At 69.6% G+C, this 13,020-nt stretch carries 13 protein-coding genes, 1 tRNA gene and 1 riboswitch; of the genes, 9 read left to right on the top strand and 5 right to left on the bottom strand.

Annotated features, from left to right (window positions below; translation table 11 throughout):
• Positions 1–53 precede the first annotated feature (53 nt).
• Positions 54–148, top strand: a riboswitch (TPP riboswitch).
• The 8 genes from OG819_RS41560 to OG819_RS41525 all read left to right on the top strand — a co-directional run bounded on the left by OG819_RS41560 (position 138) and on the right by OG819_RS41525 (position 6,914).
• Entirely contained in the window at positions 138–1,541 is a 1,404-nt protein-coding gene (locus OG819_RS41560) for a cytosine permease (protein WP_266632149.1), read from the top strand. It overlaps the preceding riboswitch by 11 nt.
• 42 nt (positions 1,542–1,583) lie before the next feature.
• Entirely contained in the window at positions 1,584–2,390 is an 807-nt protein-coding gene (gene thiD / locus OG819_RS41555) for a bifunctional hydroxymethylpyrimidine kinase/phosphomethylpyrimidine kinase (RefSeq protein ID WP_266632151.1), read from the top strand.
• A 171-nt stretch (positions 2,391–2,561) separates the two neighbouring features.
• Positions 2,562–2,891, top strand: a complete 330-nt coding sequence (locus tag OG819_RS41550; RefSeq protein WP_266654345.1) for an SCO0607 family lipoprotein — start codon at positions 2,562–2,564, stop codon at positions 2,889–2,891.
• A gap of 108 nt (positions 2,892–2,999) precedes the next feature.
• Complete coding sequence (locus tag OG819_RS41545) at positions 3,000–3,224, top strand: hypothetical protein (protein WP_075030296.1); 225 nt, start codon at positions 3,000–3,002, stop codon at positions 3,222–3,224.
• 222 nt (positions 3,225–3,446) lie between these two features.
• Positions 3,447–3,716 (top strand): hypothetical protein, encoded by a 270-nt coding sequence (locus tag OG819_RS41540; RefSeq protein ID WP_266654343.1) that lies wholly within the window; start codon positions 3,447–3,449, stop codon positions 3,714–3,716.
• 557 nt (positions 3,717–4,273) lie between these two features.
• The gene (locus OG819_RS41535; protein WP_266654341.1) at positions 4,274–5,041 is read left to right on the top strand and encodes an NPP1 family protein; all 768 of its coding nucleotides are present in this window, start codon (positions 4,274–4,276) and stop codon (positions 5,039–5,041) included.
• Positions 5,042–5,241: 200 nt separating this feature from the next.
• The gene (locus tag OG819_RS41530; RefSeq protein ID WP_266655536.1) at positions 5,242–6,702 is read left to right on the top strand and encodes a hypothetical protein; all 1,461 of its coding nucleotides are present in this window, start codon (positions 5,242–5,244) and stop codon (positions 6,700–6,702) included.
• A 138-nt stretch (positions 6,703–6,840) separates the two neighbouring features.
• A tRNA-Pro gene (locus tag OG819_RS41525) sits at positions 6,841–6,914 on the top strand.
• Between the two features lie 99 nt (positions 6,915–7,013).
• Here the strand turns inward: OG819_RS41525 and OG819_RS41520 are convergent.
• The 5 genes from OG819_RS41520 to OG819_RS41500 all read right to left on the bottom strand — a co-directional run bounded on the left by OG819_RS41520 (position 7,014) and on the right by OG819_RS41500 (position 11,920).
• A complete protein-coding gene (locus OG819_RS41520; RefSeq protein ID WP_266632160.1) occupies positions 7,014–7,268 on the bottom strand; it encodes a site-specific integrase in 255 nt (84 codons plus the stop codon).
• Positions 7,228–8,229, bottom strand: a complete 1,002-nt coding sequence (locus OG819_RS41515; protein ID WP_266654339.1) for a site-specific integrase — start codon at positions 8,227–8,229, stop codon at positions 7,228–7,230. Before OG819_RS41515 ends, OG819_RS41520 begins: the two co-directional genes overlap by 41 nt.
• Positions 8,219–8,548, bottom strand: coding sequence for an AlpA family transcriptional regulator (locus OG819_RS41510; protein ID WP_266632164.1), 330 nt, complete (start codon positions 8,546–8,548; stop codon positions 8,219–8,221). The genes OG819_RS41515 and OG819_RS41510 overlap by 11 nt, the downstream gene beginning before the upstream one ends.
• Before the next feature lie 446 nt (positions 8,549–8,994).
• Positions 8,995–11,397: a glycosyl hydrolase family 65 protein gene (locus tag OG819_RS41505; protein ID WP_266654337.1), complete on the bottom strand. Its 2,403-nt coding sequence runs from the start codon at positions 11,395–11,397 to the stop codon at positions 8,995–8,997.
• A 58-nt stretch (positions 11,398–11,455) separates the two neighbouring features.
• Positions 11,456–11,920: a universal stress protein gene (locus OG819_RS41500; protein ID WP_266654335.1), complete on the bottom strand. Its 465-nt coding sequence runs from the start codon at positions 11,918–11,920 to the stop codon at positions 11,456–11,458.
• 198 nt (positions 11,921–12,118) lie between these two features.
• Between OG819_RS41500 and OG819_RS41495 the strand changes: the two genes are divergently transcribed.
• On the top strand, positions 12,119–12,796 hold the full coding sequence (locus tag OG819_RS41495) for a CBS domain-containing protein (protein ID WP_266654333.1): 678 nt from the start codon (positions 12,119–12,121) through the stop codon (positions 12,794–12,796).
• The last annotated feature ends 224 nt before the right edge of the window (positions 12,797–13,020 follow it).

The raw sequence follows: 13,020 nt of genomic DNA, 5'->3' as shown, positions 1-13,020 counted from the left end.
TGCGGACCCCTCCCCACTGCGGCGTACGCGTCTGCCGGGCTATCCTGACCGCCGAACCGGACACGGGGTGCCCCGCACGAGGGCTGAGATCACACCCGTCGAACCTGAACCAGTTAGGACTGGCGGAGGGATGTCTCATGTCGTTGCCGTATGCCCGTAACGCTCGCGGCGAGGTGGCCGTCGGAGGCCCGCAGGGCGTCTTCGACGGGCGGATGCCCACCGCCCCGGGGGATCTGCATGTCGAGGCGCGCGGAATCGCCCCGGTCCCGGAGGACCACCGCTACGGCGGCCCGGGCCGTCTGTTCACCGTGTGGTTCGCCCCCAACCTGACCATGACCGGCGTGTTCACCGGCACCGTTGGCATCGCGCTCGGCCTGGACTTCTCCACCGCGCTCGCCGCCGTCGTGCTGGGCACCCTCCTGGGGGCGGTACCGACCGCGTACCTCGGCACCTGGGGGAGCCGGACCGGCGCCGGACAGCTGCCGCTCGCCCGGCTCGCGTTCGGCCGGGCCGTGGTCGTCCCCGGTGCCCTGCAGTGGCTGTCGTCCATCGCCTGGGACGCGTTGATCGGCCTCTTCGGCGGGGACGCGCTGGCCCAGTTGTGCGGCTGGCCGTTCTGGCTGGGCGTGCTCGTCATGATGGCGGTGCAGGGGGCGCTCGGCGTCCTCGGCTACGAGGTGATCCACCGGCTCCAGACCGTGATGACCTTCGCCCTCGGCGCCGCGTTCGTGGCCCTGACCGTGAAGCTCCTGAGCGGCGCCCACACTGCCCCCGCCGCCACCGCGCACGGCGCCGACCAGGCCGGTGCCTTCGTCCTGACCTGCACGATCGCCCTCAGCCTGGCACTGTCGTGGGCGCCGTACGCGAGCGACTTCAGCCGCTACCTCCCGCCCACGGCGTCCCGCCCGCGCATGTTCTGGTACACCCTGGCCGGCATCAGCGTGTCCTTCGTGGCCGTCCAGGCGCTCGGACTGTGGGGCGCGGCCGTCTTCACCGACCAGACCGCCCGCGGCGTCGACACCCTGCTCGGCGGCGGCGCCCTCGGCGCGTTCGGCCTGCTCGCCGTGGCGCTCGCCGCGCTGAGCAGCAACGCCATGAACGACTACAGCGGCTCCCTCGCCCTGCAGACCATGGGCGTACGGCTGCCGCGCCCGGCCGCCGCCGCGCTGGCCGCCGTCCTCGGCTTCCCGCTCGTGCTGTGGATGCACGCGGCCGACACCACGGCCCGCTTCCAGAACGTCCTGCTGTTCGTCGGCTACTGGATTCCCGGGTTCGTCGCGATCGTCGCCGTCGACTGGCGCGCCCGGGCCAGGGCCCGCGGCCGTGGCTCCGTGGACCTGGCCGTCGAGAGCGCCCGTCCGCAGCCGTGGTGGCCCGCGCTCGTGGCGTTCGCCGCCGCCTTCGCCGCGGCGGTGCCGTTCATGAGCACCAGCCTGTACGTCGGCCCGGTCGCGCATGCCCTGCACGGCGCCGACCTCGCCTACGGGGTGGCGTTCGTCGCGGCCCTGCTGGTCTACGCCCCCCTGCGCCTGCGCCGCTGACCCCGCCCCCTCTCACCCCCTTCGTACGGAGTGACACCCACTATGCTCGCGAACACGCCCACTGCCCCTCCCCGGGTCCTGACCATCGCCGGATCGGACTCCGGGGGCGGCGCCGGCATCCAGGCCGACCTGAAGACCATGCTCGCGCTGGGCGCGCACGGGATGAGCGTGCTCACCGCCGTCACCGCGCAGAACTCCCTCGGCGTACAAGGAGCCTGGGAGCTTCCCGCCGAGGCGGTGCGCGCGCAGTACCGCAGCGTCGTGGACGACATCGGTGTACAGGCCGTGAAGACCGGCATGCTCGCCTCCCCGCTGCTCGTCGAGACCGTGGCCGAACTGCTCTCGGACGTCGGCGCGCCCGTGGTGGTGGATCCGGTGAGCGTTTCCAAGCACGGCGACCGGCTGCTGGCGGACGACGCGCTGGACGCCGTACGGACCGCCCTGCTGCCGCTGGCGACGGTGGCCACCCCGAATCTCGACGAGACCGCCGAGCTGACCGGGATCAAGGCCACCGGTGAGCAGGACATGTCCCGGGCCGCGGAGCGACTGCTGTCGTACGGGCCCCGCTGGGTCCTGGTGAAGGGCGGCCACCTGCCCGGCGAGGCCGTCGACCTGCTGACCGACGGCACCGAACAGCACTGGTTCCGGGCCCCGCGCCACGACAACCGCCATACGCACGGCACCGGCTGCACCCTGGCCTCGGCCATCGCGGTGGGCCTGGCGCAGGGGCGGGCGGTGCCGGAGGCGGTACGGCTGGCGAAGGAGTACGTCACGGGCGCGATCGCGGCGGGATTCGCCCTGGGCTCGGGCCTGGGACCGGTCGACCACGGCTGGCGTACGCGCACCTGACGCCGTGAGTCCGGCCGCGGGGCGGCGCGATCGGGCGAGGGCGGTCACCGTCATGCTCATGCGGAATCGGGTACGACGACCCACCGCGTCCGAGTACGCGTACTCATGATCGATTCCCTCGCCTCGCGCAGGCTGGTCCCACAAGCCGTCCAGAGGGAGTCAGCCGTGCGTATGACAAGCCGAGTTCACCGCCCGTCGTCCGTGGTCAACAGGGGCCCGGTGCGGTCCGTCCTGGGCCTCGCGCTGGCCTGCGCGACCGTCGCGATACTGACCGGCTGCTCCTCCGAGGACGCGAGTTGCGGCGGTGGCGAGTACCCGGTCATGGCCGTGGGGAGCACCGGCAGCGCCTGCGTGTCCAAAGGTGAGGAGCCGCCGAAGGGGTACGTCCGCTATCCCGAAGGAAAGGTCCCCCAGCATGTCGGCGACAAGTGGGACACCTACTGGAGCACTCACACGATCGACGAGAACGGCAAGATCATCAAGGCTCCCGACGCCCAGTGACGGGTGGCCGTGCGCCGGAAATCGAACACGTGATTGAATTCGGGTATGACGTACCCACATTTCCAGGGCCGGGATGCAGGTCGGGACCGGAGAGGCGAGGCTGGATCCATGTCCGAACCGTTGCCTGTCATCGTGGCTCCGCCGAGTGACACCGGTGGCCGCCGAGTCCGAGTCCACGGCGAGAACCTCGGGTTGGCCTACAACCTGGAGGACCTTTCCGAATTCCTGCGTCGCGCGGGTCTCGATGTGGACCCCGTGACCGCGGCGGTGTCCCCCCTCATCGACTGGCGGGGGGTCGGCCCGGAGTACTGGGGCCCCGAGACCCGCGGATGAGGGCGCCCGTGTGGCCACCCCGCGGAGGCGGTTGCTCGCACGGTCGCCGCACTTCCGCATCGACCACGTGTCCGCCCGGGCGGCCTGCCCCTGATCCGTGAGATTCCTGTGCTTCTGGCCGTGCTGCCGGTCGTGCCGCTGACCGTGCGTCTTGTCGTGTCCGATCGGTGACCCGTAGGTAGGACGGGAGGGGGACCGCCCCATTCGCCCCACGCCCCGGGAGTGGGGTCCCCGGCCGCCGCGTCGGAGAGAGACCGGTGGACCAAGGGGTCGGCCGGAGGCTTCTTCGCGGTCGCCGCGGCTTTCGCGATCGTGCAGGCACTGGTCTTCGAACCCGTCAGCCAGTGGCTTCTCTTTGAACCCGTCAGCCAGTGGCTTCCCGACCACGAGCACAGCGTCACCGCCCTGGCGGGAATCCTGGCCGCGACGCTCGCCTGCCCACTCGCCAAGCGCCGGCTCAAGCGCCTACCCTCGTCGGCTCCGAAGAAGTGAAGTCGGGGCGAGGGCGCTTGGCGCGTGGGTGACCCGGACGTCCGGGTCGTAGCCGTGGCCGCGGGCCACCGTCGAGGAAAACCCGCCGGGTGAAGCCGACTCGGGCGGGAAGCGCTGCTCAACGGCCGGATTCGCGAGGGGGGGCCGGGTGGCGGGACAGGGTCTCGAAGCGTAGCCACAACGGGCGCCGCGCCCGAAGAGGCGCTCGCCCGGGGGTGCTTGCCGGGCCCTGATCCCGTGCGGCAGTCGCCGGGCGGCCGTCGGACAGCCGCCGCATGACGGCGTCGTACACGCGACACGACTTCCGCGCCTCCGCACTTCCGCGCCTCCGCACTTCCGCGCCTCCGCACTTCCGCACCTCCGCACCTCCGCGCCCTGGCGGCGGGGCGCGGAGTCGTGCCCAACTCCGCCTCCGTACCAGTTGGTTGGCCCTTCATCATTCCGACACCACCTGACGCTTGCGTTGTCGTCGAGAGGGGGAATGGTGATCTGGGCATGCCAATTCGACCGGGGTGTGCCCGACCTGCCCCCACATCACGGTCGATCAGGAGGACGCAGTGAAGAGAAGCTCGCGCATCCGCAGGATCTCGCTCATCCTCGGCAGCGCGGTCGCCCTGGTCGTAGCCTTCCCCGGCAGCGCCCTCGCCGCCCCGCCCCAGGCCCTGCCCGCCAACGCGGACGGACTGGAGCAGACGTTTCAGCCGGCCTTCGACTACGACACGGACGGCTGCTATCCCACCCCCGCCATCGGTCCCGACGGGACGATCAACCCTGGCCTCAACCCGTCCGGCGCACTCAACGGCCAGTGCCACGACGCCTCGGATCTCGACAACACCAACGGCTATTCGCGCGAGAAGTGCAACAACGGCTGGTGCGCCATCATGTACGGCCTCTACTTCGAGAAGGACCAGGCCGTGCTCGGCAGCGGTCTCGGCGGGCACCGCAGCGACTGGGAGCATGTCGTCGTGTGGGTGCAGAACAACCAGGCCCAGTACGTCTCCACCTCCGCCCACGGCAACTTCAACATCTACGGCCGTGACCAGATCCGTTGGGACGGCACGCACCCCAAGGTCGTTTACCACAAGGACGGTCTGAGCACGCACTGCTTCCGTCCCGCGAACAGCAACGACGAGCCGCCGGAGAACCACTACCACGGGTGGCAGTTCCCCGACTTGGTCGGCTGGGAGGGCTACCCCGCCGGTCTGCGCGACAAGCTGAGCGCCTACGACTTCGGCAGCGCCGTCTTCGGCCTCAAGGACGGCAATTTCAACTACCACCTGGAGAAGGCGAAGCCGGCCGGCATCCCGTTCGACCCCAACGCGTGATGATGCGTCAAATAGAGTGCTACGCGGGTGAGTTGGTGGGGTTTTTGGCCGCTCTCGACGCGTGATCGTGGCACACATCACCCTGGAGGGGGTGGATAGGTGAAGCGGGGCTTCACGTCTTCATGGCATGCTCACATCTAGTTACTCGCTGGTAATCCCATGCCACCCCACCCCCACCCCCCTCAGGACTGATCTTGCGCATCCGCAAGCGGCCCTCGCGTGCCTTCGTGCCCGCGCTCGCCGCCTCCGCCCTCTTCCTGGCCGCCGGCTGCTCCGCAGACCCCGGCCGGAGCTCCGCCGCCGAACGGACCCCGGACGCCGGCGCGTCCGCGACGGCTGCGGCGAACAGCGGCCAACCGCTCGCCGTCGCCGCCGCCCCCGCCGCGGCGGCCACCTCGACCGCCGTCGCCCGGCCCGGCACGGCCGGCGGTAAGGCCCGCAAGACCTCGCTCAAGGTGAAGTCGTACGACAGCCATACCCGACGAGCCGTCATATCCGCTGTCAGCAAGGGGACTTCGTCGCCCTCCCCGGACGGCACCCCGACCCCCGGAGGCAGCGCGACGGCGGGCCGCACCGCCGTCGGGGACGTCATCGCCAGTGCCCCCGCGCCCGGCGCCCCGGAGGGACTCCTCGCCAAGGTCACCAAGGTGATCGGTGAGACGGCCGACGGCACCGAGGTCCAGACCGCGCCGACGACCCTGGACACGCTGCTGGGCGACGACGACGCGAAGGGCACCGTCCCGGTCGACCCCGCCTCCTTCGACGTCGAGCGACTGCTGCCCGATGTGAAGGTCTCCTGGGCGAAGACGGGAGACATCCACTCCGGTGCCGAGGGGACGAAGGTCCCGCTCGGCAGCCTGCGGGTCGATGTCGCGACGAAGGTCGCCACGGCGGAGGGCGCACCGGCCGCGGCGGCGGCGTCCGTGTCCGGCTTCGTCCAGGTCAAGCCCGAGGTGGACTTCTCCTACGGTGGCGGCGCCCCAGCCGGTTCCACGGCTTCCACGGCTTCCACCGCTTCCGGTCCGGGGACGGCCCACCTCGGCGTCTCCGGCGACTGGACCTCGCAGTGGGCGCTCAAGGGGCGCGCCGCGGCCTCCGCCAAGCCGGTCCGGCTACCGTTCGCGAAGCTGCACGCCGACCCCGTCCTCCAGGTCGGCCCCATCCCCGTCGTCGTGAACCTCGACCTGACCTGCTACTTCGAGATCAGCGGCGACGGCAGCGTCACCGTCGACGTCGAGCAGGACCTCAAGGGTGACTTCAAGGTGGGCGGCACCTTCGGTACGGCGGCCGGCTGGACGCCGGTCAACGAGTCCCACATGGAAAGCTCTCCGGTCCGTACGTCCGTCACCACCGCCGGAAGCGTGAAGGCGGCCCTCGGCGCACAGGCCACCGTCGGTCTGTACGGCACCGTGGGCGTCACCGCCGACCTGGCCCCGTACCTGCGCGGTGAGGCCGCGGGCACGGTCACCGCGACCACCCCGGTCGCCTCCGACGCGAAGTCCGACGTCGCGGCGAGTGGTTCCTGGGCCCTCTACGGCGGCCTCGACCTGAGTGGCACCCTGCGGATCCAGCTGGCCGTCTTCGGCACCCCCGTCATCCAGCACCCCATCCCCCTGGGCACACTGCACCGGGAGTGGAAGCTCGCCGACGGCAAGATGTAGCCGACCGGCCGCTCTCCGAGCGGCCGGTCCCATCGGCGTCACCGTGAGGGGCCGCGCCCAGCGCGTGTGCGGACCCGCCCCCTCACGTGCGGTAGGGTTTGCCTGCACGATCACGCGGAACACCGCGGGTGAACGCAACGGGACGTGGCGCAGCTTGGTAGCGCACTTGACTGGGGGTCAAGGGGTCGCAGGTTCAAATCCTGTCGTCCCGACTGGAGACAGTCGCAGGTCAGGGCCGGTTTCGGAGATATCCGAAACCGGCCCTTGACCGTTCTTGGGGACCAGTTGGGGACCAGCGTCCTTGACCGAGGTCAGCGGGTCACGACGATCGGACTCGGCAGCGAGCGCGGTGCGCGCAGCACGCTGAAGTATGCGGAGAGCGCCGCCCCGGCGGCCGTGATCTTGTGTACGTCCGGGTTCAGGTAGCGCTGGGTGGTGGTCAGCGACCCGTGGCCGGCGATCCTGCGTAGGACGTGCACTTGGACTCCGGCGTCGGCAAACCAGGTCAGTCCGGTGTGCCGGAGGTCATGGCGGCGCAGGTGTTCGTAGCCGAGTTTGGTAACCACGTCGTCCCAGTGCGGTCGCGCAGGACGGCGGTGGAGATGCGTCCGCCGCGCGGACCGGTGAACAGGCGGGCGTCGGGATGGGGGCCGGCGGAGACAGGATGCGCTGGGCGACGAGGGGGCGGATCTCCTCGACGATGGGAACCTTGCCGGCCCGCTTGCCCTTGGTGCCCTTGTCGGTCAGCCCGCCGGGCGCGGGTGTGGTCTGACGCCGCACGGTCCAGATCCACTGGGTGGTGTCGATGTCTCCGACGCGGCAGCCTGAGACCTCGCCGATCCGTGCGGCGGTGCACGCGGCGAAGATGACCACGTTTCCCCAGCCGCGGTACTGGTCGTGGGAGGCGGCCACGAGCGCGTTGGCCAGTGCGAGGAGGGTCTCCCAGTCGGGCAGGGCCAGCGCGCGTGGGTCGAGGAGTTCGTCCTCGGCCTGCTTGTAGAGTTTCTGCCAGCCGGTCACCCGGGCGGGGTTGACCTTGATGATGCCGTCGCGGACTGCCTGCTCCATGACGCGGACCAGGACGGCGATGGTGTTCTTCACCGTCGAGCGGCTGTGCTCGTCGGCGATCCAGTTCTGCACGGTGCGGTCGACGACGCCGTTGGTGATCATCCGTACCGCGAGGTGGCCCAGCGCGGGGACGACACGCATCCGCCACCCCGAGAGGTAGGGGTCCAGCGTCTTCAACTCCAGGCCGCGCAGGGCGAGGTCCAAGTTCGCTTCGCCGTATTCGGCGAGCTTCATGGTGGCCAGCGACGGGGTCAGGCCGGCCTGTGCGGCCTCGATGATGGCCTGGAGCCATTCCTGGGCTTCTTCTTCGCTGTCCTTTCCCTCGGACAGTGACTGGCGGCGCTTGCTGGCCGGATCGGTCCACCGGACGCGTGCCCGATACGGAGTGGGGCGGTCAGGACGGTACTCGATATCGGTGGAGAGCCGGACTCCGACAGGAACGTTGGTCTTATCGGCCATTGAGCTCCTTGGCCGGGACGGTGCGTCGGCGGCGCAGCCATTCCTCGACGTCGAGGGCGCTGTACATGACGACGCGTTCCGAGATTGCGACGAAAGGCGGCCCCTGAGGTGGCTGAGCAGAGCGCCAGCGGCGCAGGGTTGAGGCATCCACTCCCAGACAAGCGGCGAGGTCACTGGTTGAATACCAGGCGTTGGTCAGGAGAAGTGCTTGGTTATCAGGTGAGACGACATGATGGCGAGGAGCTGCAGGGTACGCTGCGGCCTCCTTCTCGTGATGCGGTTCGGCGTTGGCGATAGTTGCTATCGGTTCATTGGGCAAGTACGGCTATTCTCCGGGGAGTACGGAACACTAGACGGATCTGTGGAAGAGTCCCGACGGCCATGTCGATCGGACGCACCCTCTCGCGGGTACCGGCGCCTTCGGCCGTCGTTATGGAGAGCGCCCCACAGCCCTTACCGTGCTGTCGCAATCACCTTGGCGGGATGCGAACTCCTGGCACCGGCTACGACGAAGGGTGCGGTGGCAGCCCACCCCGTTTGCGGCCGCCGCGCAGCAACGCTGCCTGCCGACGAAGATCCGGACGGTCAGCGGGCCGCGCAGATGGTCTCGACGAAATGGTCCACCTGTACCTCGGGCAGGTGACGTGCGAGGTTCGCCTCGCTAATCACGCCGGCGAGGCGATGGCCGTCGACCAGCCCCGTTTTCGAAGCCCGGGTCACAACTGACGGATCTAGCGCGGGGCCCGGCACGCCCACCCGCACGGATCAACTCTCCGCCAGCACGAGCGTGCACGTCTCCCCGGGCGCGATGGTCACGGCGCGGTCGGCCAGCACCACGCGGATCGGTTTTTCCTCCGAGTCGGGCACACCGATCTCCAACTGCCCGCCGCGACGCCGTACGCCCACACCCCAGTGACCGCGGTAGCGCAGCGAGAACCCGTACTCGGAGAGCGCGGGAAGAGGCACCGGGTCCAGCCACAGGGCGTCCTCGCGCGTCTCCAGTCCCGTCAGGCCGCGCTGGACCAGGTCGAGGGTCCCGGCCATGGCCCCGAGATGGATGCCTTCGCCGGTCGTTCCGCCCTGGATATCAGCTATGTCCGCTTCCAGGGCCTCCTGGACGTACTGCCATGCCTCGGCTCGTCTGGCCCTGGCGAGGACCAGGCCGTGGACGAGTCCGCTGAGCGTGGAGCCGTGGCTGGTGCGCTGCAGGTAGTAGTCGACGGTTCTGCGCCAGGCCTCGTCGTCCAGGTCGTACCCGAGACGCAGGAACAGCTGCCGCAGCTCGGTGGGCGAGAAGAGGTAGTCGAGCATGAGGACATCGGCTTGCTTGGACGCTTTGTAGCGGTTGACCGTGTCGCCCTCGGCCTCGAGGATCCGGTCCAGCCGCCGGATGCTGCCGTAGCGCGTGCGGTATGCGTCCCAGTCGAGCTCGGCGAGGTCGCCGTAGCCCTCGAACTGGCTGATGACGCCCTGGTGGAACGGCACCCGCAACCGACGGGAGATCTCGTCCCACTTGGTGAGCTCGTTGCCATCCATCCGGACGCGTTCGAACAGTTCCTCGCGGCGCCACGCGGGAAGGCGCCGCAGCAGGTCCAAGGTGCGGGTGAGGACCCAGGCGGCGGTCACGTTGGTGTACGCGTTGTCGTCCAGCCCGGGCAGGGCGGCACCCGGGTAGCTGTCGTGGTACTCGTCGGGGCCGACGACACCGCGGATCCGGTAGCGTCCGAGGCCGGGGTCGAAGACGGCGAGGTCCGTCCAGAAGCGGGCGATCTGCACCAGCATCTCCGCGCCCTTGGTGTGCAGGTACTCCGTGTCGCCGGTGGCCTCGCAGTACTGCCACACGTTGTAGGCGATCGCCGAGCCCACGTGGTGCTGGAGCCGGGAGTGGTCGGGCAGCCAGTGCCCCGAGTGGGGGTTGAGATGCCACTCCTGGGTCTCCTCGCGGCCGTCGCTGCCGCTCTGCCAGGGGTACATCGCCCCGGCCCGGCCAATCGCGGCTGCTGCCCGGCAGGCCCGCGGGAGGCGCCGGTAGCGGTAGTTCAGCAACCCAAGGGAGACCTCCGGGAAGTGCAGGTTGAGATACGGCAGGACGAAGAGCTCGTCCCAGAAGACATGACCGCGATACGCCTCGCCATGCAGCCCCCGCGCGGGGACGCCCACGTCCAGGTCCGCGGTGTGTGGTGACAGCGTCTGCAGGACGTGGAAGAGGTGGAAGCGCAGGATACGACCGGCTTCGCCGGGTACCTGGATGTCCGCACGCTGCCACAACCGCTCCCACGCGGCGACATGAGAGTCCAGCAGGCCGGGAAAGTCCTCCGCTGTGGACAGCCGGTCGACTGCTTCGCCGAGCGGGTCGCTGATTGCGGTGTCCCGCGAGGTGTGCAGTGTCACGGTCTTCTCCACAGTGACGGGCTGACGGGGAGCGATCGGGACCACCAGGCGGTGGACGGCGTGGTGGCGGCCCGGACGAAGCTCCGATGAGACCGGGGCCAGGTCGGCTACGACCGTCGTTCGGGCGGCCATGGCGACAGCAATGTCCGACGTGCTGGTCCGGCAGCTCAGCCAGACCGTGTGGGGCTCCTCTGTCCCAGTCCGCAGCTGGGTCACATGGCGGCGATTGAGGGCGCGGTAACGGTGAACATTGCCGTTGATCACCTCTCCGTCGAGACAGGACTCGATCTCGACCTCTCCCGACCAGTCATCGGCAGTGAAGACCGTCCGCAGCGCGGCCAGGTGAGGATCCCCCATGTGCACCAGGCGGGTCTGCTCGACGCCGAGCACGCATGCCTCGTCGCCCCGGTGGCGGAAGGCACGGGTGAGCGTGGCGCGGCGCAGATCCAGGGTGTGCCGGTGGTCCAGGAGAGCGTGTCTGTCCGGGGAGAACCACGGGCCCCACGCTCCCTCGGTGCGGCGCAGACGGAACCGGAGAAGCAGCCAGTTCGGGAGGTTGACCAAGTCCTCGTTCACCACCTGCCGCCCCGCCACAGCCGACTCCAGGCGGTTGTAGCACCCGGCCGCGTAGGTTCCCGGGCAGTGGACCAGGCCCGCCCGGCACTCGGGCACCGCGCCCCGCGTGGCGAAGTAGCCGTTTCCGAGCGTGCACAGCGATTCACGCAACCGTTCGGCGGCAGGGTCGTAGCCCGTCCACTCCCATGTCCACTCCGACATCCTGAGCCCTCATCTCTCCTCCGGGGCCCCTGCAGTCCCAGGCCCGCAGTCCAGGGCCTCAGGCCGGCTGGGGGACGACGGCGACCGGGCACTCAGAGTGGTGCAGCAGGGCGTGGGCGGTCCTGCCGAGCTGCAGCCCGAAGTGGCCGTGCCGGCGCACAGCGCCGACGACGATCAGGTCGTCCTGGGCGGATGCCTCCAACAGGACGCGGTGGACGGGGCCTTCGACCGGCTGGCGATGGACATCGACCGCATCGTCGGGGAGTATCTCGCCCGATGCCTTCACCTCGGGATTGCGAAGCCGGGCTCGTTCCACGCAGGAAGCGATGATGTGCTGCGCCGTGACCTTCTCAGCAGGACGGTCAGTGGTGAAGGACGGTTGGGCTCGTTCGTAACGTTCCCAGAGGGAGGCGTGCACCAGACGCAGCGGCAGCCTGCGCCGAGCCGCTTCGTCCACCGCCCAGTCGACTGCCAGCAGACTGGAGTCCGATCCGTCGATGCCCACGATCAGCGGGAGTGCCATCGCCGTCACCGCCTTCTTCGTCTGGCTGCCGAAAGGTCCACCTGTGAATACCGTCGCACCGTCCCAGTACCGGCGCGACGTACCAACCGGGTCCCGGAGCGGGATGCCTTCGGCCGGATTGCGGCACGCTGGGTCTCGGTGATGCTGGAGGCATACGGCCGAACCAGTTGATTCGGCACGCCCCTGAAGGACCAGGACATGCCTGAAGCTCCGCACATCGTGAGCGATGTGATGACCCTGCCGGTGGTGGCCGTCGGGCGCGACGCGCGGTTCAAGGAGATCGTGCGGGCCATGGAGCAGCGGCAGGTCAGTGCCGTGCCGGTCGTGGAGGGCGAGGGGCGGGTGGTCGGCGTCGTCTCCGAGGCCGACTTGCTGCCCAAGGAGGAGTTCCGGGAATGCGGACTCACCCGCCACGATCGGATCCGTCGTCGGTCCGCCCTGGCCAAGGCTGAGGCGCTGACCGCTGAGGAGCTCATGAGTACGCCCGCTGCCACGGTTCGCCCCGACGTGACCTTGGCCCAGGCAGCCCAGATCATGGCCAAGAAGCACGTCAAGCTGCTGCCCGTGGTCGATGACGAGGACAGGCTTTGCGGCATCGTCAGCCGAGGCGACCTGTTGAAGGTTTTCCTGCGCTCAGACGCGGACATCGAGGAGGAAGTCCGCCGTACCGTGGTGTCCTACCTGTTCCCCACGGTCAGTCACGCCATCCACGTGTCCGTGCGGGACGGGGTCGTCACACTCCGCGGACGCGTGCACGACACCTCGCTCATCTGGGTTGCCGAGCGCCTCGTCCACGCTCTGGAGGGCGTGGTGGGCGTCGAGTCCCGGCTCAGCGGCGAGGATGCCGCCCCGAGTGGACCCGAGACCACGCAGTGAGCAGCGGCTCCTGTGCCGCTGGTGGATCACCGGGTACAGCGCGTCGAGAGCGCTGTCGACGTTGTGTCGCCGATCAACCGCTCGCTCGCGAGCAGCGCCTGGCCGGCAGAGCCGAGCGGCAGCCGGGATTCCGGGTGCCGGCCTTCGTGGACCACGGCGACCCTCAGGTTCAACGGGGGCTGCGGTCGAGGTGAAGGATGCGGATGTTGGGGTCGGAGTGCGGT

Source organism: Streptomyces sp. NBC_01549 (genome assembly GCF_026339955.1).
Lineage (GTDB): Bacteria > Actinomycetota > Actinomycetes > Streptomycetales > Streptomycetaceae > Streptomyces.
Note: the sequence above shows the minus strand (reverse complement) of the source record. Positions and strands in the feature narration are given on the sequence as shown.